This window comes from Inquilinus sp. 2KB_23 (assembly GCF_052115705.1).
Lineage (GTDB): Bacteria > Pseudomonadota > Alphaproteobacteria > DSM-16000 > Inquilinaceae > Inquilinus > Inquilinus ginsengisoli_A.
The window spans coordinates 26,834-46,410 of record NZ_JBFRHF010000001.1 but is presented as its reverse complement, the minus strand read 5'-3'; the positions used below and the strand labels follow the sequence as shown (position 1 = coordinate 46,410).

Sequence of the window (19,577 nt, the reverse complement as noted above, 5' to 3'; positions counted from 1 at the left end):
GCGGCCGGCTATTCCGCCGGGGTCGGGGTCGGATGCGCCGGCGGCGCGTCGTCCTCGACCACGCGGTGATGGTCGCGCGCCAGGAAGGTGTAGACCATCGGCACCACGAACAGGGTGAACAGCGTGCCGATCGACATGCCCGACGCGATCACCAGGCCGATCGAGAAGCGCGCCGCGGCGCCGGCGCCGCTGGCGTAGAGCAGCGGCACCACGCCCAGCACCATCGCCGCCGTGGTCATCAGGATCGGCCGCAGGCGGATCGCCGCCGCCTGCTCGATCGCGTCGCGCCGCGACAGCCCCTGCTCCTCCTGCAGCTTGTTGGCGAACTCCACCATCAGGATGCCGTGCTTCGTGATCAGCCCGACCAGGGTGATCAGCCCGATCTGGGTGTAGATGTTCAGGCTGGCCCCGGGCAGGTCGGCGAGCTGCATCCCGTGCAGGATCCCGCCGACATTCAGCACCGCCAGCGCGCCGAAGATCGACAGCGGCACCGACATCATCACGATCAGCGGGTCGCGGAAGCTCTCGAACTGCGCCGCCAGCACCAGGAAGATCACGATCACCGCGAACAGGAAGGCGATCATGATGGTGTTGCCTTCCGTCACGTATTGCCGCGAATCCCCCTCGTAGTCGTAGGAGACGCCGCGCGGCAGGACACGGTTGGCCGTGTCCTTCAGGAAGTCCAGCGCCTGGCCCAGCGTCACCACGTTCGGGATCGGCACCGCCTGGATGGTCGAGCTGTTCAGCTGGTTGAACTGGGAGAAGGCATTGGCCGTGGCCTGGGTCTTCAGCTTGACCAGGGACGACAGCGGCACCAGATCGCCGCCGCTGGACCGCACGAAGTACTTGTCCAGCTCCTCCGGGTTCAGGCGGTCCGCCTGGGCGACCTGCGGGATCACCTTGTAGCTGCGGTTGTCGCGGTCGAAGCGGGCGATGTCGTTGCCGCCCAGCATCACGTTCAGCGTGGTGCCGATGTCGGCCATGGCGATGCCCAGCGCCGCCGCCTTGTTGCGGTCGATCTCGACCGACAGCTCCGGCCGGTCGAAGGACAGGGTGGCGCTGGCGAAGATGAACATGCCGCTCTTGCGGGCCTCGTTCGCCACCTGCTCGGCCAGGGCATAGACCTGTTCGGGAGAGCCGGGGGACTTGATGACGAACTGGATCGGCGGGCCGCCGCCCGACCCCGGCAGGGCCGGCGGCGTGGCGGCGAAGCCTTCCACCCCGGCGATGGCGGACAGGGCGGCCTGGACCGCCGCTTCCTGGGCCGCGGCCGTGGTCGTCCGTTCGCTCCAGGGCTTGAACACCATGCCGCCGAAGGCCGAGGACAACCCGTCGAAGCCCGAGACCAGGAAGATCTTGTCCTTGTCGGGAATGCCGTTGAGATCCTGGATCAGCTTGTCGCTGAACCGGTTCATGTATTCGAGATTGGCGTAGCGCGGGCCGTTCATGATCATGAACATGAAGCCCTGGTCTTCCTTCGGTGCCAGCTCGCTGGGCGTCTTGAGGAAGAGGAAGGCCGTGGCCCCGAGCAGGACCACGCCCATGAAGACGGTGACCGGGCGGTAGTTCAGCGAATGGTGCAGCCGCCGCTGATACCAGCCCTGCAGCCCGGTGAAGAAGCGGTCCACCACACGCTGGAACCGGCCGGCCCCCTGGCCGTGCGGCTTCAGCAGCTTGCTGGTCATCATCGGCGACAGGGTCAGCGCGACGATGCCCGAGATGATCACCGCGCCGGCCAGGGTGAAGGCGAATTCGCGGAACAGCGCCCCGGTCAGGCCGGTGGCGAAACCGATCGGGGCATAGACCGCGGCCAGGGTGATGGTCATCGACACCACCGGCCCGGCGATCTCCCCCGCGCCCTGCAGCGCCGCCTGCCTGGGCGTCAGCCCCTCCTCGATGTGGCGGTGGATGTTCTCGACCACGACGATGGCGTCGTCGACCACCAGGCCGATCGCCAGCACCATGGCCAGCAGCGTCAGGGTGTTGATCGAATAGCCCAGCACGTAGAGGCAGAACAGCACGCCGATCAGCGACAACGGGATGGTGACGACCGGGATGATCACCGCCCGGAACGATCCGAGGAACAGCAGGATGACGACCACGACGATCGCCACCGCCTCGGGAATGGTCTTGCCGACCTCGTAGATCGATTCCTCGATGAACTTGGTCGCGTCGTAGACGATCTGGCCGCTCATGCCCTCCGGCATCTGGCGGAGGATGGTCTCCATCGTGCCGCGCACATTCTCCGCCGTCACCAGCGGGTTCGCCGCCGGCGTCGGGTTGATGGCGACGAAGATCGCCTCCTTGCCGTCGAAGGTGACGCGGGCGTCGTAGCTTTCGCTGCCCAGCTCGACCTTCGCCACATCCTTCAGGCGGATGATGTTGTCGCCGGACGACCGCACGACCAGATCGCCGAACGCCTCGGCGGTGCGCAAGGTGGTGTCGGTGCGGATCGCGAAGGTGACCAGCTCGCCTTCGGTGCGGCCCGGGGCCGACAGGAAGTTGTTGGACCTGATCGCGGTCACCACATCGGCCGCCGTGACCTGGCGCGCGGCGAGGCGGAGCGGGTCGACCCACACCCGCATGGCGAAGCTCTTGGCGCCGAGGATCTTCGCCTCGGCCACGCCTTCGGTTGTCGCCAGCTGCGGCTGGACCACGCGGGTGATGTATTCGGTCACCTCCTCCGGCGACATCCGATCGCTGTTGAAGGAGAGATACTGGATGGCGACGTCGTTGCCGGTGCCCTTCACCACCACCGGATCCTTCGATTCGGTCGGCAGGTCGTTGCGGACCTGCTGCACCTTGGTCAGGACCTCGGTCAGCGCCGCATCGGGGTTGGCGTTCAGCTTCATATGCACCGACACGGTGCTGAGGCCCTGGACGGATGAGGAGGTGACGTAGTCCAGGCCCTCGGTGCTGGCCACGGCCTGGGCGATCGGGGTGGTGATGAACCCCTGCATCAGGTCGGCATTGGCGCCAGGATAGGAGGTGGTGACGGAAATCACCGTCTCTTCCGTCTTCGGGAACTGGCGCACCGGCAAGGTGGACAGCCCCTGCAGGCCGAGCAGGAGGATGAGAAGGCTGATCACCGACGCCAGCACCGGCCGGCGGATGAAGATCGAGGTGAAGTTCATGGCGTTCCCCCCTTCCCGGCCGGGCTTAGGAGCCGGCCTGCGGCGGACGGGTGGGATCGACCGAGTTGTCGACCACCACCGGGAAGCCGTTCTGCAGCTTGAGCTGGCCGGAGGTGACGACCTGGTCGCCGGCCTTCAGCCCCTCCAGGATCTCGGCGATGTTGCCCTGGCGCTGGCCGACGCGGACGAACACCTGCTCGACCACCAGCGCCGGCCCGGCCGGCGCGTGGGCGCCGCCGGCCGCCGCCTGCGGCTCGGGCTGCGCCGGCTGTCCGGCCTCGGCCTTCTTCTCCCGGATCACGAAGACCGTGTCGCCATAGAGGCTGTAGGTGATGGCGGTCTGCGGCACCGTGACCACGTCCGGCCGTTCCGGCAGGATCAGCCGGACATTGGCGAAGAAGCCGGGGCGCAGCTTGAGGCCGGGATTGTCGATGGTCGCCCGCACCTTGACCATCCGGCTGGCCGAATCGATCACCGGCTCGATGCCGCTGACCTCGCCGCGGAACACCTCGTTCGGGAAGGCGTCGGCCCGCACCTCGACCTTCTGGCCCTGGCTGACGCGGCTGATCGCCTGTTCCGGCAGGGTGAAGTCGGCATAGACCTGGTCGAGGCGCTGCAGCGTCACCAGCGGGTCGCCGGCGGCAACGTAGCGGCCGACATCGATCTTGCGGATGCCGACCATGCCCGCGAAGGGCGCCGCCACGGCCTTCTTCTCGATCATCGCCTGGGCGCGCGACAGCTGCGCCTGGGTCTTCAGCAGGTCGGCATTGGCATTGTCGAGATCGGCCTGCGGGGCATTGCCGCGCGAGCGCAGCGTCGACACCCGGGCCAGCGTCTGCTTGGCCAGGTCGATCGACGCCTGGTACAGCCGCGCATCGGTCTGGTCGACCGTGTCGTCGAGCTGCACCAGCCGCTGGCTGGCGCTGACCGTGTCGTTGGCCTTGAAGTCGATCGACTTGACCATGCCCGGCACTTCCGAGGCGACCTCGATGCCCTCGATCGCCGCCACCGTGCCGATGCCCTCGAGATAGTCGGTCCAGGTCTTCGCCTCGACCTTGGCCGCGGAGATGGTGACCGGCGGCATCTGCATGTTGGCGAAGAAGTCGGCCGTGCCCTTCTCACGCATGACATTCATACCGACAAGCGCACCGACGACGAGGACGAGGGCCACCCCGACCAGGAAGAAACGGAGGATCATGTGGAGACCTGTTCCCTGGCAGCCGATCCGTCTTATCGGGGCCGAGCAAGAATCGAAAGGCAGCGCAACATACACCAGACTGTTACAGATGACATAATTCGAAACATACATGCATGAACGGCATGGGTAACCGACCAGCCCTGCCGCCGCTGCATCCGTTTGTTTTCGCTGCCATTAGCCTTCGCATCCGCCGCCGCACCGATTAAGGTGCCGGACGGAGACAGGACGGACCCGCCCCGATGCAAGTCTATCTGCCGATCGCCGAGGTGTCGGTGAACGCCCTGCTGATTCTCGGCATGGGCGGGCTGGTCGGTTTCCTGTCCGGCCTGTTCGGCGTCGGCGGCGGATTCCTGATGACGCCGCTGCTGATCTTCATCGGCATCCCGCCCGCGGTCGCCGTCGGCACCCAGGCCAACCAGCTGGTCGCGGCCAGCGTGTCCGGCATGCTGGCGCATTGGCGGCGCGGCAATGTCGACGTCAAGATGGGGCTGGTGCTGCTGGCCGGCAGCACCGTCGGCAGCGTGCTCGGCGTCTGGCTGTTCGGCATCCTCAAGGCGCTCGGCCAGATCGACCTCGCCATCAACCTGTTCTACCTGATCTTCCTGGGATCGGTCGGCGCGCTGATGCTGCTCGAAAGCGTGCGCTCGATGCTGCGCTACCGCCGCACCCCGGGGCAGCGGCGCAAGCTGCACAAGCACGGCTGGTTCCACGGCCTGCCGTTCAAGACCCGGTTCCCGAAGTCGCGGCTGTACATCAGCGCGTTGGCGCCGCTGGCGATCGGCGCGCTGGGCGGATTCCTGACCGCGATCATGGGCATCGGCGGCGGCTTCATTCTGGTGCCGGCGATGATCTACCTGCTCGGCATGCCGGCCTCGCTGGTCGCCGGCACCTCGCTGTTCCAGATCATCTTCACCACCGCCCTGGTCTGCTTCCTGCAGGCCTTCCAGAACCAGACCGTGGACGTGCTGCTGGCCCTGCTGCTGCTGGCCGGCGGGGTGATCGGCGCACAGTTCGGCACCCATGCCAGCGGCCGGCTGCGTGGCGACCAGGCCCGCGCCCTGCTGGCGACGCTGGTGCTGATCATCTGCGTCAAGGTCGCCTTCGACCTGATGGGGACGCCGCCCGACCTGTTCACCATCGCCATGCGCCGGGGGGGCTGAGTCTTGGCCCGCCTGCTGCTGCTCGCCGCCCTCCTGTGGACCGCGGCCTTCCTGCCCCGCGAGAGCCGCGCCCAGGACCTGGTCGCCGACCTGTCCGACCATGTCATCGCCATCAACACCGGCTTCACCGGCACCCGCGTCCTGCTGTTCGGCGCCACCGAAGGCAACGGCGAGGTGGCGGTGGTGGTGCGCGGCCCGGTCGACCGGGCGACGGTGCGCGAGAAGGACCGCGTCGCCGGCATCTGGATCAACCAGGCCAGCATGAGCTTCAACGGCGTGCCCGGCTTCTACGCCGTGGCGTCGAGCAAGCCGCTGGAGGAGCTGGCGCCGGCCAGCGTGCTGGACCGCATCGGCATCGGGCTGAACCATCTGCAGCTGGCGACGGCCGACGCCAACGACGCCAGCCCCGAAACCGTCGCCGCCTATCGCGGCGCGCTGATCCGCGGCCTGCAGCGCCGCAGCCTCTATGTCACCGAGACCGGCCAGGTCAGCTTCCTCAGCGGCCGGCTGTTCCGGACCCGCATCGACTTCCCGGCCAACGTCCCGACCGGGCAGTACCAGGTCGAGGCCTATCTGTTCCGGAACGGCCAGGTGGTCGACGCCCAGACCACGCCGCTGATCGTCGGCAAGGTCGGGCTGGGTGCCGAGATCTATGATTTCGCCCACCGCGAATCGGCCCTGTACGGGCTGGCCGCCATTCTCGTCGCCGTCGCCGCCGGCTGGCTGGCGAGCGTCGTCTTCCGCCGCGCCTGATCGTCTTTCCAACCCAGAGGGTGCCATGACCGACAACGCCCCAGAGACCCCGCAGAAGGAGATGCCGCGCATCTTCCTCGTGGTCGTCGACAATTCGGAGGAATGGCGGGCGGCCCTGCGCTACGCCTGCCGGCGGGCGCAGCACACCGCCGGCCGGGTCGCCCTGCTGCATGTCCTGAGCCCCAGCGAAATCCAGCATTGGGGCGCGATCGAGGACGTGCTGCGCGAGGAGGCCCGCAACGACGCCGAGCAGCGGCTGCAGCGGGTGGCGCGCGAGGTCAACCAGCTGACCGGCACCATCCCGATCCTGCACATCCGCGAGGGCGCGCCGCGCGACGAGCTGATCGCCCTGATCGCGGAGGAGCCCTCGATCTCGGTGCTGGTGCTGGGCGCCGACACCGTCTCCTCCGCCGGACCGGGCCCGCTGATCCAGTACCTGACCAGCAGCCGGGGCATGGCCAAGCTGCGGGTGCCGCTGACCATCGTGCCGGGCAACCTGTCCACCGACGCGATCGACGCCCTGACCTGAACACCCTCTGCGGCCTGCCGGCGCTTGACGCCGCCGGCCCGCAGTGGCATCCGAGCCAAGACGGGCAACGGGTGCCGCAACGGGCCCGATGCCGCCATCGACGAATCGAGACATGGACGACCCTGACAGTCGCCCCGCCAGGGGTGCCATCGAACCGGACGGGCGATCGACCCGGATCGCCCCGAGACATGACGGACGGCCGGGCATCGGACCGGCCGGGGTGACCCGCTAGGGCAGCGCGGGCCTCCGGCCCGGCACGGTGCGCCGGCCCGCAGAGGAAGCACCGCGATGCTGCGTGCCTATACGCTTTCCAACGCCCATTTCGCGACGATCGACCCGTCGGCCGGCGCCCCCTTCCCGCCGGATGCGGTCTGGATCGACCTGTTCAACCCGACGCCCGAGGAAGAGCACTTCTCCGAGCAGCATCTGGGCCTGCTGCTGCCGACCCGCGAGGAGATGCAGGAGATCGAGGCGTCGAGCCGGCTGTACCAGGAAGACGGCGCGATGTTCATGACCGCCAGCGTCCTGTTCGCCACCGAGACCGATGCGCCGGGCACCGCCCCGATCACCTTCGTTCTGAAGGGCCAGACTCTCGTCACCATCCGCTATGCCGAGCCGAAATCCTTCGCCGGCTTCATCGCCCATGCCGAGCGCCAGCCGATGCTGTGCCCTTCGGGCTCGGCGACGCTGATCGGCCTCTTGGAGGCGATCGTCGACCGCACCGCCGACATCCTGGAGCGGGTGGCGACCGAGGTCGACGCCCTGTCGCAGCGCATCTTCAAGGTGCATGAGGCCGTGCACAAGCGCACCACCAACGAGGAGCTGGAGGCCAATCTGAAGCTGATCGGCCGCAGCCAGAACCTGGTGTCGAAGGTGCGCGAGAGTCTGGTCAGCCTGGCCCGGCTGCTGAGCTTCCTGGCGGTCGGCGACGCCACCAAGGACAAGGCGTTCCGCATCCATCTGAAGAGCCTGAGCCGGGACGTGCTGTCGCTGACCGACCACGCCACCTATCTCGGCAACAACATCACCTTCCTGCTCGACGCCTCGATGGGGATGATCAACATCGAGCAGAACGCGATTATCAAGATCTTCTCGGTGGCAGCGGTGGTGTTCCTGCCCCCGACCCTGGTCGCCAGCATCTACGGCATGAACTTCACCAACATGCCGGAGCTGCAATGGCTGTTGGGCTATCCCTGGGCGATCGCGCTGATGATCCTGTCCGCAGTGCTGCCCTACTTCTGGTTCAAGCGGAAGGGCTGGCTGTAGGAGCCCATTCGACAATGCTACTGGTGCGGCCGTCTGATGGCGGTTTCTGCGCTTCCGGTGCTCACGGACCCAAACGTCCGCTGCGCGCCGGTTCTCGACACCACCACCAGCCGACTCACACCAGCGCATTCTCGAACGGTCTCGCGGCCGAGCTGGCGACCGTATCGATCGCAACCGTGGCCAACCGGACCGCGTCGGCATAACAGTGGGCGTATTGCGGTTCGCCGCCCCATATTCCACGGATATGCCGATGATCGAGTTGCGTCATCTCCGCTACTTCATCGCCGTGGCCGAGGAGGGCCACCTGACCCGCGCGGCGGAGCGGCTGGGCATCCAGCAGCCGCCGCTGAGCCAGCAGATCAAGGCGATGGAGCAGGAGCTCGGCGTCACCCTGTTCCGCCGCCTGCCCCGCGGCATGCAGCCGACCGAGGCCGGCCTGGCCCTGCTGGCCGAGGCGCGCGCCATCCTGGCCCATCTCGACCGTGCGCTGGAGACCGCGCGCCGGGTGGCGCTGGGCCAGGAGGGGCGGATCGCCATCGGCTTCACCAGTTCGGCCGCCTTCCACCCCTTCGTCTCCGCCGCCATCCGCGGCTTCCGCGAGGCGGCACCGCAGGTCGCGCTGGCGCTGGAGGAGAGCAGCACCGGCGAGCTGGTCGAGTCGCTGCGGGCGGAGCGGCTGGACGCGGCCTTCATCCGCTCCCCGGTCGGCGAGGCCGCCGATCTCGTGGTCGAGCCGCTGCTGGACGAGGAGATGCAGGTGGCGGTGCCGGCCGGCCACCCCCTGGCGTCGGGACCTGGCGTCATCCCGCTGTCCGCCCTGGCCGAGATCCCGTTCGTGCTGTACCGCCGCCCGAGCGGGCCCGGCCTCTACGATTCGATCATCGCCGCCTGCCGCGCCGCCGGGTTCAGCCCGCGCATCGCGCAGGAGGCGCCGCGGATGGTGTCGACGCTGAGCCTGGTCGAGGCCGGGCTGGGCGTGTCGATCGTGCCGGCCTCGATGTGCCGGCTGGACACCGGCGGCATCGCCACCCTGCGTCTGGCCGACCGCCCGGCCTTGACCGCGCCGCTGCACCTGGCCCGCCGCGACGTCGAGCCGCTGGGCGCCACCCGGCGCTTCATCGAGCATGTCCGACGCATGGCCACGGCGCTGCGCAGCGAAGACCCGGCCTAACGGGCGAAACGCTTGGCCCCGGCGACGCAGAGCACGACGGCGGCGGCGCAGCCGACCAGGGACCAGCCCACCGGCTCATGCAACAGCGCTGCGGCGAGCGCAAAGCCGAAGAAGGGCTGCAGCAGCTGCAGCTGGCCGACCGCGGCGATCCCGCCCAGCGCCAGGCCGCGATACCAGAAGATGAAGCCGATCAGCATGCTGAACAGCGAGACGTAGCCGAGCGCCGCCCAGGCCGGCCAGCCGATGGCGCCCCAGTCCCCCGGCAGGGTCAGCAGCGTCGCCGGCAGCGACAGCGGCAACGAGATCAGCAGCGCCCAGGAGATCACCTGCCAGCCGCCGAGACGACGCGACAGCCGGGCGCCTTCGGCATAGCCCAGGCCGCAGGCCAGGATGGCCGCCAGCATCAGCCCGTCGCCCAACGCCGAGGCGTCGCCCCCCTGGCGCAGGGCATAGGCGCCGACGATCAGCGCGCCGAGGATCGAGAACGCCCAGAAGGCCGGCCGCGGCCGTTCGCCGCCGCGCAGCACGCCGAACACCGCCGTCGCGATCGGCAGCAGCCCGACAAAGACGATGGCGTGGGCAGAGGTGACGTAGCGCAGCGCGATGGCGGTCAGCAGCGGGAAGCCGACCACGACGCCGAGCGCGGTCACGACCAGGGGCCCGATGTCCGACCGGTCCGGCCGCCGCGGCCGCAGCGCCAGCAGCAGCGCCGCCGCGAGCAGGCCGGCGATCGCCGCGCGCGCCACGGTCAGGAACAGCGGGTCGAGGTCGAACACCGCCAGCCGGGTCGCGGGCAGCGAGCCGCTGAAGATCAGGACGCCGAGCAGGCCGTTGATCCAGCCCGCCGCGGCGTCGCTGGACGGGACGTTCATGGTCGCGATTGCCGTTTTCATGCCGGCACCCTGGCCGCCTCGCACAGGATGCACCAGACATGGTAAGGTACAATTCTGATGAACTGTACTGATCCGGAGTCCGGTACGGATGCTCGACATCGCCCCCGCGCCGAAGCCCGGCACCACCCTGGTGGCCATGGTGATGCAGACGATCCGCGACCGGATCGCGGCGCGGGTCCTGGCGCCGGGCGCCCGGGTGCCGTCGATCCGCCGCCTGGCCGAGACGCTGGGCGTGTCCAAATCGACCGTGGTCGAGGCCTATGACCGGCTGGCGGCGGACGGGGCCATCGCCGCCCGCGCCGGGTCCGGCTTCTACGTCACCCGGCGGGCCCAGCCCTTCGCCCTGGCCGAACCCGGCAGGCGGCCGGAGCGGGAGATCGACCCGCTGTGGATCATGCGGCAGGCGCTGGAGGAAGGCGGGCCGGCGCTGAAGCCCGGCTGCGGCTGGCTGCCGGCCGACTGGATGCCCGACGCCGCGATCCGGCGGGCGCTGCGGGCCCTGGCCCGGTCGGACACCGCGGGCCTGGTCGAGTACGACTCGCCGCTCGGCTTCGCGCCGCTGCGCCACCATCTGGCCGGCCGGCTGGCGGAGCGCGGCATCGCCGCCCAATCCGGCCAGGTCCTGCTGACCGACAGCGGCACCCAGGCGATCGACCTGGTCTGCCGCCTGCTGCTGCAGCCCGGCGACACGGTGCTGGTCGACGACCCCTGCTACTTCAACTTCCTGGCGGTGCTGCGGGCCCATCGGGTCGAGGTGGTCGGCGTGAAGCGCACCCCCGCCGGCCCGGACCTCGACGCCTTCGCCCGGGCCGCGGCGGAGCACAAGCCGCGGCTGTACGTCACCAACGCGGCGCTGCACAACCCGACCGGCGCCAGCCTGTCGCCGGCGGTGGCGCACCGGCTGCTGATGCTGGTCGAGGCGCATGACCTGATCGTGATCGAGGACGACATCTTCGCCGATTTCGAGATCGAGCCGTCGCCGCGGCTGGCCGCCCTGGACGGGTTCGACCGGGTGATCCATATCGGCAGCTTCTCCAAGACGCTGTCGGCGGCGGTGCGCTGCGGCTTCATCGCCGCTCGGCCGGACTGGATCGAGGGGCTGATCGACCTGAAGCTGGCCACCGGCTTCGCCAGCGGCGCGGTGGCGGCCCGGCTGGTCCACCGGCTGCTGACCGACGGCAGCTACCGCCGCCATGTCGAGGGGCTGCGCGGCAAGCTGGCGCGGGCGATGGGCGAGACGCGGCGGCGGCTCGAGGCGCTGGGGCTGGTGCCCTGGGTCGAACCGCGGGGCGGCATGCTGCTGTGGGCCGCCCTGCCCGACGGGCTGGATTCGGCGGATGTCGCGCGCCGCGCCCTGGCGCAGGACGTGGTGCTGGCGCCGGGCGACGTGTTCAGCCCGTCGCGCACCGCCGGCCGCTTCCTGCGCTTCAACGTCGCGCAATGCGCCAGCCCCCGGATCTTCACGGTGCTGGAGGAGGCGATGCGGGGGTGAGTGTGCCGCAGAGTTTGTAGGTTGGGTTCGCTCTTGCGAACCCAACAATGGACCCGGCTGCAGGATGTTGGGTTCGCAAGCCGCGAACCCAACCTACACAATGCAAAAGGGCGCCCCTGGAGGCGCCCTTCTGTCTTCGGCCAAACCAGCGGTCAGGCCAGTTCGGGTTCCTTGGCCGCGTCGTCGGAGGAGACGGGGGCGGTCGGATTCTCGATGTAGTCGAAGCTCAGGCTGTCGCCGTCCGGCGCGACGTCGACCCGGACCTGGCCGCCCTTGACCAGCTTGCCGAACAGGAGCTCGTTGGCCAGCGGCTTCTTGATGTACTCCTGGATCACCCGGGCCATCGGCCGGGCGCCGTAGAGTTCGTCATAGCCGCGCTTGACCAGCCACTGCCGCGCCGTCGAGGTCAGCTCGATCGTGACGTGGCGGTCGGCCAGCTGGGTCTCCAGCTGGATCACGAACTTGTCCACCACCTGGGCCACGATCTCCGGCGTCAGATGGCCGAAGGCGATGGTGGCGTCGAGACGGTTGCGGAACTCCGGCGTGAACATCCGGTTGATCGCCTCGGTGCCGGCATCGTCCTTGCGGGTGGCGCCGAAGCCGATCGACTGCTTGGTCAGTTCGGTGGCGCCGGCGTTGGTGGTCATGATCAGGATGACGTTGCGGAAGTCGACCGACTTGCCGTTGTGGTCGGTCAGCTTCCCGTGATCCATGATCTGCAGCAGGATGTTGAAGACATCAGGGTGCGCCTTCTCGATCTCGTCCAGCAGCAGCACGCAATGCGGATGCTGGTCGACCGAGTCGGTCATCAGCCCGCCCTGGTCGAAGCCGACATAGCCCGGCGGGGCGCCGATCAGCCGGCTGATCGAGTGCCGTTCCATGTATTCCGACATGTCGAAGCGAACCAGCTCGATGCCGAGCAGCTTCGACAGCTGGCGCGCCACCTCGGTCTTGCCGACGCCGGTCGGGCCGGAAAACAGGTAGTTGCCGATCGGCTTCTCCGGCTCGCGCAGCCCGGCCCGGGCCAGCTTGATCGCGGCCGACAGCGCATCGATCGCCGGATCCTGGCCGAACACCAGCGTCTTCAGGTCGCGGTCGAGGGTCTGCAGCAGCGTCTTGTCGTCCCGGCTGACGCTCTTCGGCGGGATCCGGGCGATCTTCGCCACCACCGCCTCGACGTCGCGCATGCCGATGGTCTTCTTGCGCCGCGACGGCGGCAGCAGCATCTGGGCGGCGCCGGCCTCGTCGATCACGTCGATCGCCTTGTCCGGCAGCTTGCGGTCGCCGATGTAGCGGGCCGACAGCTCCACCGCGGTGCGGATCGCATCGGCGGTGTAGCGCACCTGATGGTGCTTCTCGTAATAGGTCTTCAGCCCCTGCAGGATCTTGATCGTGTCCTCGATCGTCGGCTCGTTGACGTCGATCTTCTGGAACCGGCGGACCAGGGCGCGGTCCTTCTCGAAATAGTTCCGGTATTCCTTGTAGGTGGTCGACCCGATGCACTTCAGCGCGCCCGAAGCCAGCGCCGGCTTCAGCAGGTTGGAGGCGTCCATCGCCCCGCCCGAGGTGGCGCCGGCGCCGATCACGGTGTGGATCTCGTCGATGAACAGCACCGCGCCGGGCAGGTTCTCCAGCTCGGTCATCACGGCCTTCAGCCGCTCCTCGAAGTCGCCGCGATAGCGCGTACCGGCCAGGAGCGCGCCCATGTCGAGCGCGAAAATGGTGGCGTCGGCCAGCACCGGCGGCACTTCGCCGTCGACGATGCGGCGGGCCAGGCCCTCGGCGATGGCGGTCTTGCCGACCCCGGGATCACCGACATAGAGCGGGTTGTTCTTCGAGCGGCGGCACAGGATCTGGATCGTCCGCTCGATCTCGGCCTCACGGCCGATCAAGGGGTCGATCTTGCCCTTCGTCGCCTTCTCGTTGAGGTTGACGCAATAGGTCCTGAGCGCTTCCGAGCCCTTCTTCACGACCTTCTCCGCCTGCGCATCCTCGTCGGCGCCCGAGACCGGACGCGATTCGCCCGACCCTGCCCCTGTCCGTGTTCCGCCCGAGGCCCCGGCCTTGGCGATGCCGTGGCTGATGTAGTTCACCGCATCGAAGCGGGACATGTCCTGCTCCTGCAGGAAGTACACCGCATGGCTCTCGCGCTCGGAGAACAGGGCGACCAGCACGTTGGCGCCGGTCACCTCCTCCCGCCCCGAGGACTGGACGTGGATCGCGGCGCGCTGAAGCACGCGCTGGAAGCCGGCGGTCGGCTTCGCGTCCTCGATCCCGTCGATCTTCAGGGTGGCGAGTTCGGTGTCGATATAGCCCACCAGATCGCGGCGCAGCTTTTCGAGATTGACGCCGCAGGCACGCATCACCGCGACGGCATCCTGGTCTTCGGACAGCGCCAGCAGCAGGTGTTCGAGCGTAGCGTACTCGTGCCGTCGCTCATTGGCGAAAGCGAGAGCCCTGTGCAGCGTCTGCTCCAGATTACGCGAGAGCATCGGTCGTCCCCATGCCGGGAGGGCCCGCCAAGCCTGGTCAGGCCTTCTCAAGAATACATTGTAGAGGATGCTGGTTGCGGCGCGCGAAGTCCATCACCTGCGCCACCTTCGTCTCCGCCACCTCGTAGGTGAAAACGCCGCAGACGCCCACACCCCGCCGGTGAACATGGAGCATGATGGTGGTCGCTTCCTCGCGGCTCTTCGCGAAAAAGCGTTCCAGGATATGGACGACGAACTCCATCGGCGTGTAGTCGTCATTCAGCATCAAGACCTTGTACATGGACGGCTTCTTCGTCCGCGGCTTGGTCTGAATGACAACCCCGGTGCCGGCGTCGTTGCCGCCTCCTTGATCATCCTTCCGTTCGATATCGCTCATGGATATGGGATGTGCATTGCCGGTTTTGAACCCAAGGAAGAACCCTGGGTTAGATGATAGTGCCGCAGAGGCCGGAGTTGTAGACCCGCAACGCGGAATAGCTGAAATGAGAACGGCCCCGCCGACGATGTCGACGGGGCCGTTGGCCGCGATCCCGGGACCGGTGCCCACTGGGTCACCGGTCCGGGAAAGAGGGTCGATCAGGCGGCGAGCGGCTTGGACAGCTTCTCGACGGCGACGTTGACGCGGGCGGCGATCGGCGCCACGGCGTCGTTGGTGACCTTCAGGCCCAGCTCCGACAGCTTGCTGCTCTCGGCGACGAAGCCGTCGAAGGCGGTCTTGCTGTAGGTCGACTGCAGGTCGACGACCTCACGCAGGGTCTTGGCGGCGAACAGCGAACGGGTCGCCTCGGCGGCCTGCTCGGCGGCACCCTGCTGCAGCGCGAACCAGGCGCGGCTCAGCTGCTCGGTGCCCTGGGCGAAGACGGCGGCCGACGCGAAGAAGGCGTCGACATTGCCCTTGGCGAGGGTGACGAGGTCGTCGAAGCCCTTGGTGGCGGCGATGGTGGTCTTCTCGAAATGCTCCTTCGACAGGGCGAGGCCCTGGGCGAGGTTCTTTTCGACGGCGGCCTGGCTGGTCTTCACGGTGTCTGCCACGGTGTTCCTCACGATCTCGGTGTTGGATTCGACGGCTTCGAGCACCTTGCTCGTCCCGGCGCGGGTCTTGCTGGTCGTCATGACGACAGCACTCCTGTAAGTGGTTGACCGACGCAGCCGACCTGCGATGCCCCGGGGGCAACCGGTCATGCTGCACTGCAACATGCCGTGAATATGGGCAGGTCGATGCACTCTGTCAACGAATTTTGTGCACTGCAACATAACTGACCCGGGACGAGGCCAGGGGCGAGCCGCGGCGGCGGCCGCCGGCTCTTGCCGCAATGCCGTTGCCTTGACCCGGCCAAGCCTGCCAAAATCCCTGCGGCCGCGCCGGGCGACACCTCTGCCCGGTGAAATTTATGGCCTTGCCATCAATTGAATTATAGACAGAAATCAACGGGTTATTTTACACTTCTGAAATCACGCCTGAACCAAGACCGGCCAATGGCGTGAAGCGGGGGGTTGGCATGCCAGGTTTCCTTGCGCGATCGGCGGCGGCTGCTCTTGCCTGTCTTGCTCTCGCGCTTCTGCCGATCCGGGCCGAGGCGGCGGGGCGGTATGCCGCCTATGTCATCGACGCGCGCACCGGCGAGGTGCTGCACCAGGAAAACGCGAATCAGCAGCTGTACCCGGCGTCGCTGACCAAGCTGATGACGCTGTACCTGACCTTCCGCAGCCTGCAGCAGGGCGACCTGACGCTCGACACCCGGCTGGCCGTGTCCGGCTACGCCGCCGCCCAGTCCCCGACCAAGCTGGGCCTCGTGACCGGGTCCCGCATCCGGGTCGAGGACGCGGTCCTGGGCCTCGTCACCCAGTCGGCCAACGACGCGTCGGTGGTGCTGGCCGAGGCGATCGGCGGCAGCGAATCCCGCTTCACCCGGATGATGACGCAGCAGGCGCGGGCGCTGGGCATGAGCCGCACCAACTTCAGCTCGACCAACGGCCTGCCGGACCCGGACAATGTCTCGACCGCGCATGACATGGCGGTGCTGGCCCGGGCGCTGATCAACGACTATCCGCAGTACTATCCCTATTTCGCGACCAAGAACTTCCGCTATCGCGGCCGCAACTTCCCGAACCACAACCGGCTGATGCAGGCCTATCCCGGCATGGACGGCATGAAGACCGGCTACATCCGCGCCGCCGGCTTCAATCTCGTGGCGTCCGCGGTGCGGGGCCGGACCCGGCTGATCGGCGTGATCTTCGGCGGCACCAGCCCGACCGAGCGCAACGCCCGGATGGCGGAGCTGCTGGACGAGGCCTTCGAGGCTGGTCCGGGCACCGGCGCCTATGTCGCCGACGCGCCGGCGGCCGCCCCGCCCGCGGTGGCCGCGACGCAAGTGGCGAGCGTGCCGTTCGAGCCGCCGCTGCCCGACCGGCGCCCGTCCGACACCGATGCCATGCTGGCGTCGGCGGAGGGTGATGCCGAAGAGGAAGGGTCGACCGGCAGCGACGGCATCGGCGCCATGATCGCAATGCACGCCCCGGCCCGGGCGCAGAAAGTCAGCTTCGAGCCGGTGCCCCGCGCCCTGGCCAACATTCCCCTGCCCAAGCACTTGCCGGCCCGGCGCGCCTCGCGCTGAGCATTTCGATCCAGGGCGCGGCGTAACCTCTCCCGCCTGGCGGGAGAGGTCGGGCTTGCGCAGCGAGACCGGGTGAGGGCTGGTTCCGGCCTCGACGCCCCCCTCACCCGGAGCCGCTTCGCGTCTCCGGCATATCCCGCAAGCGAGACCTTTTCATAGGCCTCCGAATCGTCCTGGCGGCTCACAACGACATCGGCCGAGGGTAAAATGAGTCCCCCCTCCCCTCGCGGGAGGGGGTTAGGGGGAGGGGGCTTTCGATGCCCAGAACCGGCCCTGACTCTGGCCATTTGGCTCCGACGGCGAAGCCTGTCCTTTGCGCATTCGCGCGCGGACGCGCGCAGACCCCTCCCCCTACCCCCTCCCGCAAGGGGAGGGGGAGCAAGAATGGAGCAGGCTCGGTCTATTCCGGAAAGGCCCCGCAAGCGCGAGAGGCGACACGAGCGTTTGTCGAGCGGCGCTGTGCAGGCGTCAGCCGCGCAGCGTGCCGCCCTGCTTCTCCACCGCGGCGACGATCTTCTTGCCGACCGTCTCGATCGCCTCGTCGGTCAGGGTCGCCTCGACCGGCTGCAGCGTCACCGCCAGGGCCAGCGACTTGCGCCCCTCCCCCAGCCCCGCGCCGCGATAGACGTCGAACAGCGCGACATCGGCGACCAGCGCCTTGTCCGCGCCCTTCGCCGCCTTGACGATGCGGTCGGCCGGCACGTCCTCGGCCACCACGAAGGCGAAGTCGCGCACCACCGGCTGGAACGTCGCCAGCTTCAGGAGCGGCTTGGCCGTGCCCGCCTTCTTCTTCGGCTGCGGCACCGCGTCGAGGAACACCTCGAAGCCGACCACCGGCCCGTCCACCGCCAGCGCCGACAGCACCGCCGGGTGCAGCTCGCCGAAATGGGCCAGCACGGTCGGCCCCAGCCGCAGGCAGCCGGAGCGGCCGGGGTGGTACCAGTCCGGCGCGTCGGTCGAGACCGCCAGGTTGGCGACCGGCGCCCCGGCGGCGTCGAGCGCCCCGATGGCATCGGCCTTGGCGTCGAAGGCATCGACCGGCCGCGGCGGCTGGGCCCAGTGTCGCGGCCCGCTCTGGCCGCTGCGCACGCCGGAGGCCACCATCTGCTGGCCGGTCTCGGTGGCATCGCGATAGACCGGGCCGATCTCGAACAACGCCGCGTCGGCCAAGCCGCGCGCGGCGTTGCGGCCGGCGGCGCGGATCAGGTTCGGCAGCACCGAGGGCCGCATGGTGTCGAGGTCCGAGGCGATCGGGTTGAGCAGCTTCAGCCCGCTGTTCTGGAAGCCGAACCAGGACGCGTCGCGGCCGTCCATGAACGACCAGGTCACCGCCTCGTCCAGGCCGCGCGCCGCCAGGCCACGGCGCACCAGCTCGCGCGCCTTCTGCTGCGGCGTCAGCGCCGACTGGGTCAGGGTGCTCATGCGCGGCAGCGGCACCGCCGGGATGGCGTCGTAGCCGTTGACCCGCAGCACCTCCTCGACCAGGTCGGCCTCGCCCTGGACGTCGCCGCGCCAGGACGGCACGGCGGCCACCGTGGCGCCGTCGGCACCGTCGGAGACGCCGAAGCCGAGCGCCGCCAGGATCGCCTGCTGCCGCTCGCGCGGCACCACGATGCCGCCCAGGCTTTCGACCCGGCTGGGACGCAGGGTCAGGCTGCGGCGCCAGTCGGGCTCATGCCCGGCGACCACCAGCTGCGAGGCCTCGCCGCCGCAGAGCTCGAGGATCATGCGCGTCGCCTGCTCGACCCCCACGAACACTGCCGCCGGGTCGACGCCGCGTTCGAAGCGGTAGCGGGCGTCGCTGGTGATGCCGAGCGCGCGGCCGGTCATCGCCGTGCGGATCGGGTCGAACAGCGCGGCCTCGAGGATCACCTCGGTGGTGTCCCCGGACACGCCGGTCGAGGCGCCGCCCATGATGGCGCCGAGGCTGAGCACCCCGGCGTCGTCCGCGATCACGGTGACGCCGCCGCCGAGGGTGTAGGTCTTGTCGTTCAGCGCCTCCAGCGTCTCGCCCGGCTGCGACAGGCGCAGCGACAGCCCGCCCCGGACCTTGGCCTTGTCGAAGACGTGCAGCGGCCGGTTGCGGTCGAAGGTGAAGAAGTTGGTGATGTCGACCAGCGCCGAGATCGGGCGCAGGCCGATCGCCTTCAGCTTCTGCTGCAGCCAGGCCGGGCTGGGGCCGTTCCTGACGCCGCGGAAGACGCGGGCGACGAACAGCGGGCAGGCCGAGGCGGCGTCGGCGGGGAAGTCGAGGCTGACCGTCAGGTCGGTGTGGAAACGGCCTTCGACCGGGGTTTCATCGAGCGGCTTCAGCGTGCCGAGGCCGGCGGCGGCGAGGTCGCGGGCGATGCCGCGGATGCCGGCGCAATCGGCGCGGTCGGGGGTCAGCCCGATCTCGATCACCGGGTCGTCCAGCCCGCGCCAGGCGGCGAAGGAGGCGCCCAGCGGCGCGTCGTCCGGCAGCTCGATGATGCCGTCATGCTCGTTCGACAGCCCCATCTCGCGCTCGGAGCACAGCATGCCGTTCGAGGCCTCGCCGCGGATCACGCCGGGCTTGAGGTCGACGCCGGTGCCGGGGATGTGCGCCCCCGCCGGGGCGAACACGCCCTTCATGCCGGTGCGGGCGTTGGGCGCGCCGCACACCACCTGGACCTCGCCGCGGCCGGTGTCGACGATGCAGACCCTCAGCCGGTCGGCGTTGGGGTGCTGCACCGCCGATTTGACATAGGCGATGGTGAAGGGCGCCAGCGCTGCGGCCGGGTCCTCGACGCCGTCGACCTCGAGCCCGAGGCTGGTCAGCGTCTCGGTGATCTCGCCCAGCGACGCCGTGGTCTCCAGATGATCCTTCAGCCAGGACAGGGTGAACTTCATGGT

General features: G+C 68.8%; 14 protein-coding genes. 7 read left to right on the top strand and 7 right to left on the bottom strand.

The annotated features are described in order from the left end of the window. Positions 1-8: 8 nt before the first annotated feature. Positions 9-3,134: an efflux RND transporter permease subunit gene (locus tag AB4112_RS00200; RefSeq protein WP_309797678.1), complete on the bottom strand. Its 3,126-nt coding sequence runs from the start codon at positions 3,132-3,134 to the stop codon at positions 9-11. Positions 3,135-3,159: 25 nt separating this feature from the next. After that, positions 3,160-4,332, bottom strand: coding sequence for an efflux RND transporter periplasmic adaptor subunit (locus tag AB4112_RS00195; RefSeq protein WP_441716490.1), 1,173 nt, complete (start codon positions 4,330-4,332; stop codon positions 3,160-3,162). A gap of 239 nt (positions 4,333-4,571) precedes the next feature. On the opposite strand from AB4112_RS00195, the gene AB4112_RS00190 reads away from it, so the two are divergent. The 5 genes from AB4112_RS00190 (at position 4,572) to AB4112_RS00170 (ending at position 9,211) form a co-directional block, all read left to right on the top strand. After that, on the top strand, positions 4,572-5,492 hold the full coding sequence (locus AB4112_RS00190) for a sulfite exporter TauE/SafE family protein (RefSeq protein ID WP_309797682.1): 921 nt from the start codon (positions 4,572-4,574) through the stop codon (positions 5,490-5,492). A 3-nt stretch (positions 5,493-5,495) separates the two neighbouring features. Next, entirely contained in the window at positions 5,496-6,245 is a 750-nt protein-coding gene (locus tag AB4112_RS00185) for a TIGR02186 family protein (RefSeq protein WP_441716488.1), read from the top strand. 25 nt (positions 6,246-6,270) lie between these two features. Next, positions 6,271-6,774 (top strand): universal stress protein, encoded by a 504-nt coding sequence (locus tag AB4112_RS00180; protein ID WP_309797686.1) that lies wholly within the window; start codon positions 6,271-6,273, stop codon positions 6,772-6,774. Positions 6,775-7,062: 288 nt separating this feature from the next. Continuing rightward, on the top strand, positions 7,063-8,040 hold the full coding sequence (corA, locus tag AB4112_RS00175; RefSeq protein WP_309797688.1) for a magnesium/cobalt transporter CorA: 978 nt from the start codon (positions 7,063-7,065) through the stop codon (positions 8,038-8,040). Positions 8,041-8,290: 250 nt separating this feature from the next. Continuing rightward, positions 8,291-9,211: a LysR family transcriptional regulator gene (locus AB4112_RS00170; protein ID WP_441716485.1), complete on the top strand. Its 921-nt coding sequence runs from the start codon at positions 8,291-8,293 to the stop codon at positions 9,209-9,211. Here the strand turns inward: AB4112_RS00170 and AB4112_RS00165 are convergent. Further along, a complete protein-coding gene (locus AB4112_RS00165; protein ID WP_441716483.1) occupies positions 9,208-10,104 on the bottom strand; it encodes a DMT family transporter in 897 nt (298 codons plus the stop codon). The genes AB4112_RS00170 and AB4112_RS00165 overlap by 4 nt on opposite strands. A gap of 88 nt (positions 10,105-10,192) precedes the next feature. Here AB4112_RS00165 and AB4112_RS00160 point away from each other — a divergent pair, with 88 nt between their 5' ends. Continuing rightward, positions 10,193-11,596: an aminotransferase-like domain-containing protein gene (locus tag AB4112_RS00160; RefSeq protein WP_441716481.1), complete on the top strand. Its 1,404-nt coding sequence runs from the start codon at positions 10,193-10,195 to the stop codon at positions 11,594-11,596. Between the two features lie 152 nt (positions 11,597-11,748). On the opposite strand, the gene clpA is transcribed toward AB4112_RS00160, so the two are convergent. From clpA to AB4112_RS00145, 3 genes are all read right to left on the bottom strand, one after another. Continuing rightward, the gene (clpA, locus tag AB4112_RS00155) at positions 11,749-14,088 is read right to left on the bottom strand and encodes an ATP-dependent Clp protease ATP-binding subunit ClpA (RefSeq protein WP_441716479.1); all 2,340 of its coding nucleotides are present in this window, start codon (positions 14,086-14,088) and stop codon (positions 11,749-11,751) included. 37 nt (positions 14,089-14,125) lie between these two features. Continuing rightward, positions 14,126-14,464 (bottom strand): ATP-dependent Clp protease adapter ClpS, encoded by a 339-nt coding sequence (gene clpS / locus AB4112_RS00150; RefSeq protein ID WP_309797697.1) that lies wholly within the window; start codon positions 14,462-14,464, stop codon positions 14,126-14,128. Positions 14,465-14,664: 200 nt separating this feature from the next. After that, positions 14,665-15,201, bottom strand: coding sequence for a phasin family protein (locus AB4112_RS00145; RefSeq protein ID WP_441716477.1), 537 nt, complete (start codon positions 15,199-15,201; stop codon positions 14,665-14,667). A gap of 386 nt (positions 15,202-15,587) precedes the next feature. Between AB4112_RS00145 and AB4112_RS00140 the strand changes: the two genes are divergently transcribed. Further along, on the top strand, positions 15,588-16,703 hold the full coding sequence (locus tag AB4112_RS00140) for a D-alanyl-D-alanine carboxypeptidase family protein (protein ID WP_441716475.1): 1,116 nt from the start codon (positions 15,588-15,590) through the stop codon (positions 16,701-16,703). Between the two features lie 468 nt (positions 16,704-17,171). On the opposite strand, the gene pheT is transcribed toward AB4112_RS00140, so the two are convergent. After that, complete coding sequence (pheT, locus tag AB4112_RS00135) at positions 17,172-19,574, bottom strand: phenylalanine--tRNA ligase subunit beta (RefSeq protein ID WP_441716473.1); 2,403 nt, start codon at positions 19,572-19,574, stop codon at positions 17,172-17,174. Positions 19,575-19,577 lie beyond the last annotated feature (3 nt).

Coding starts and splice junctions, on each gene's coding strand:
- AB4112_RS00170 (WP_441716485.1), top strand. CDS start 8,291: ATGATCGAGTTGCGTCATCTCCGCTACTTCATCGCCGTGGCCGAGGAG.
- corA (WP_309797688.1), top strand. CDS start 7,063: ATGCTGCGTGCCTATACGCTTTCCAACGCCCATTTCGCGACGATCGAC.
- AB4112_RS00140 (WP_441716475.1), top strand. CDS start 15,588: ATGCCAGGTTTCCTTGCGCGATCGGCGGCGGCTGCTCTTGCCTGTCTT.
- AB4112_RS00145 (WP_441716477.1), bottom strand. CDS start 15,201: ATGACGACCAGCAAGACCCGCGCCGGGACGAGCAAGGTGCTCGAAGCC.
- clpS (WP_309797697.1), bottom strand. CDS start 14,464: ATGAGCGATATCGAACGGAAGGATGATCAAGGAGGCGGCAACGACGCC.
- AB4112_RS00190 (WP_309797682.1), top strand. CDS start 4,572: ATGCAAGTCTATCTGCCGATCGCCGAGGTGTCGGTGAACGCCCTGCTG.
- clpA (WP_441716479.1), bottom strand. CDS start 14,088: ATGCTCTCGCGTAATCTGGAGCAGACGCTGCACAGGGCTCTCGCTTTC.
- AB4112_RS00180 (WP_309797686.1), top strand. CDS start 6,271: ATGACCGACAACGCCCCAGAGACCCCGCAGAAGGAGATGCCGCGCATC.
- AB4112_RS00160 (WP_441716481.1), top strand. CDS start 10,193: ATGCTCGACATCGCCCCCGCGCCGAAGCCCGGCACCACCCTGGTGGCC.
- pheT (WP_441716473.1), bottom strand. CDS start 19,574: ATGAAGTTCACCCTGTCCTGGCTGAAGGATCATCTGGAGACCACGGCG.
- AB4112_RS00195 (WP_441716490.1), bottom strand. CDS start 4,332: ATGATCCTCCGTTTCTTCCTGGTCGGGGTGGCCCTCGTCCTCGTCGTC.
- AB4112_RS00200 (WP_309797678.1), bottom strand. CDS start 3,134: ATGAACTTCACCTCGATCTTCATCCGCCGGCCGGTGCTGGCGTCGGTG.
- AB4112_RS00165 (WP_441716483.1), bottom strand. CDS start 10,104: ATGAAAACGGCAATCGCGACCATGAACGTCCCGTCCAGCGACGCCGCG.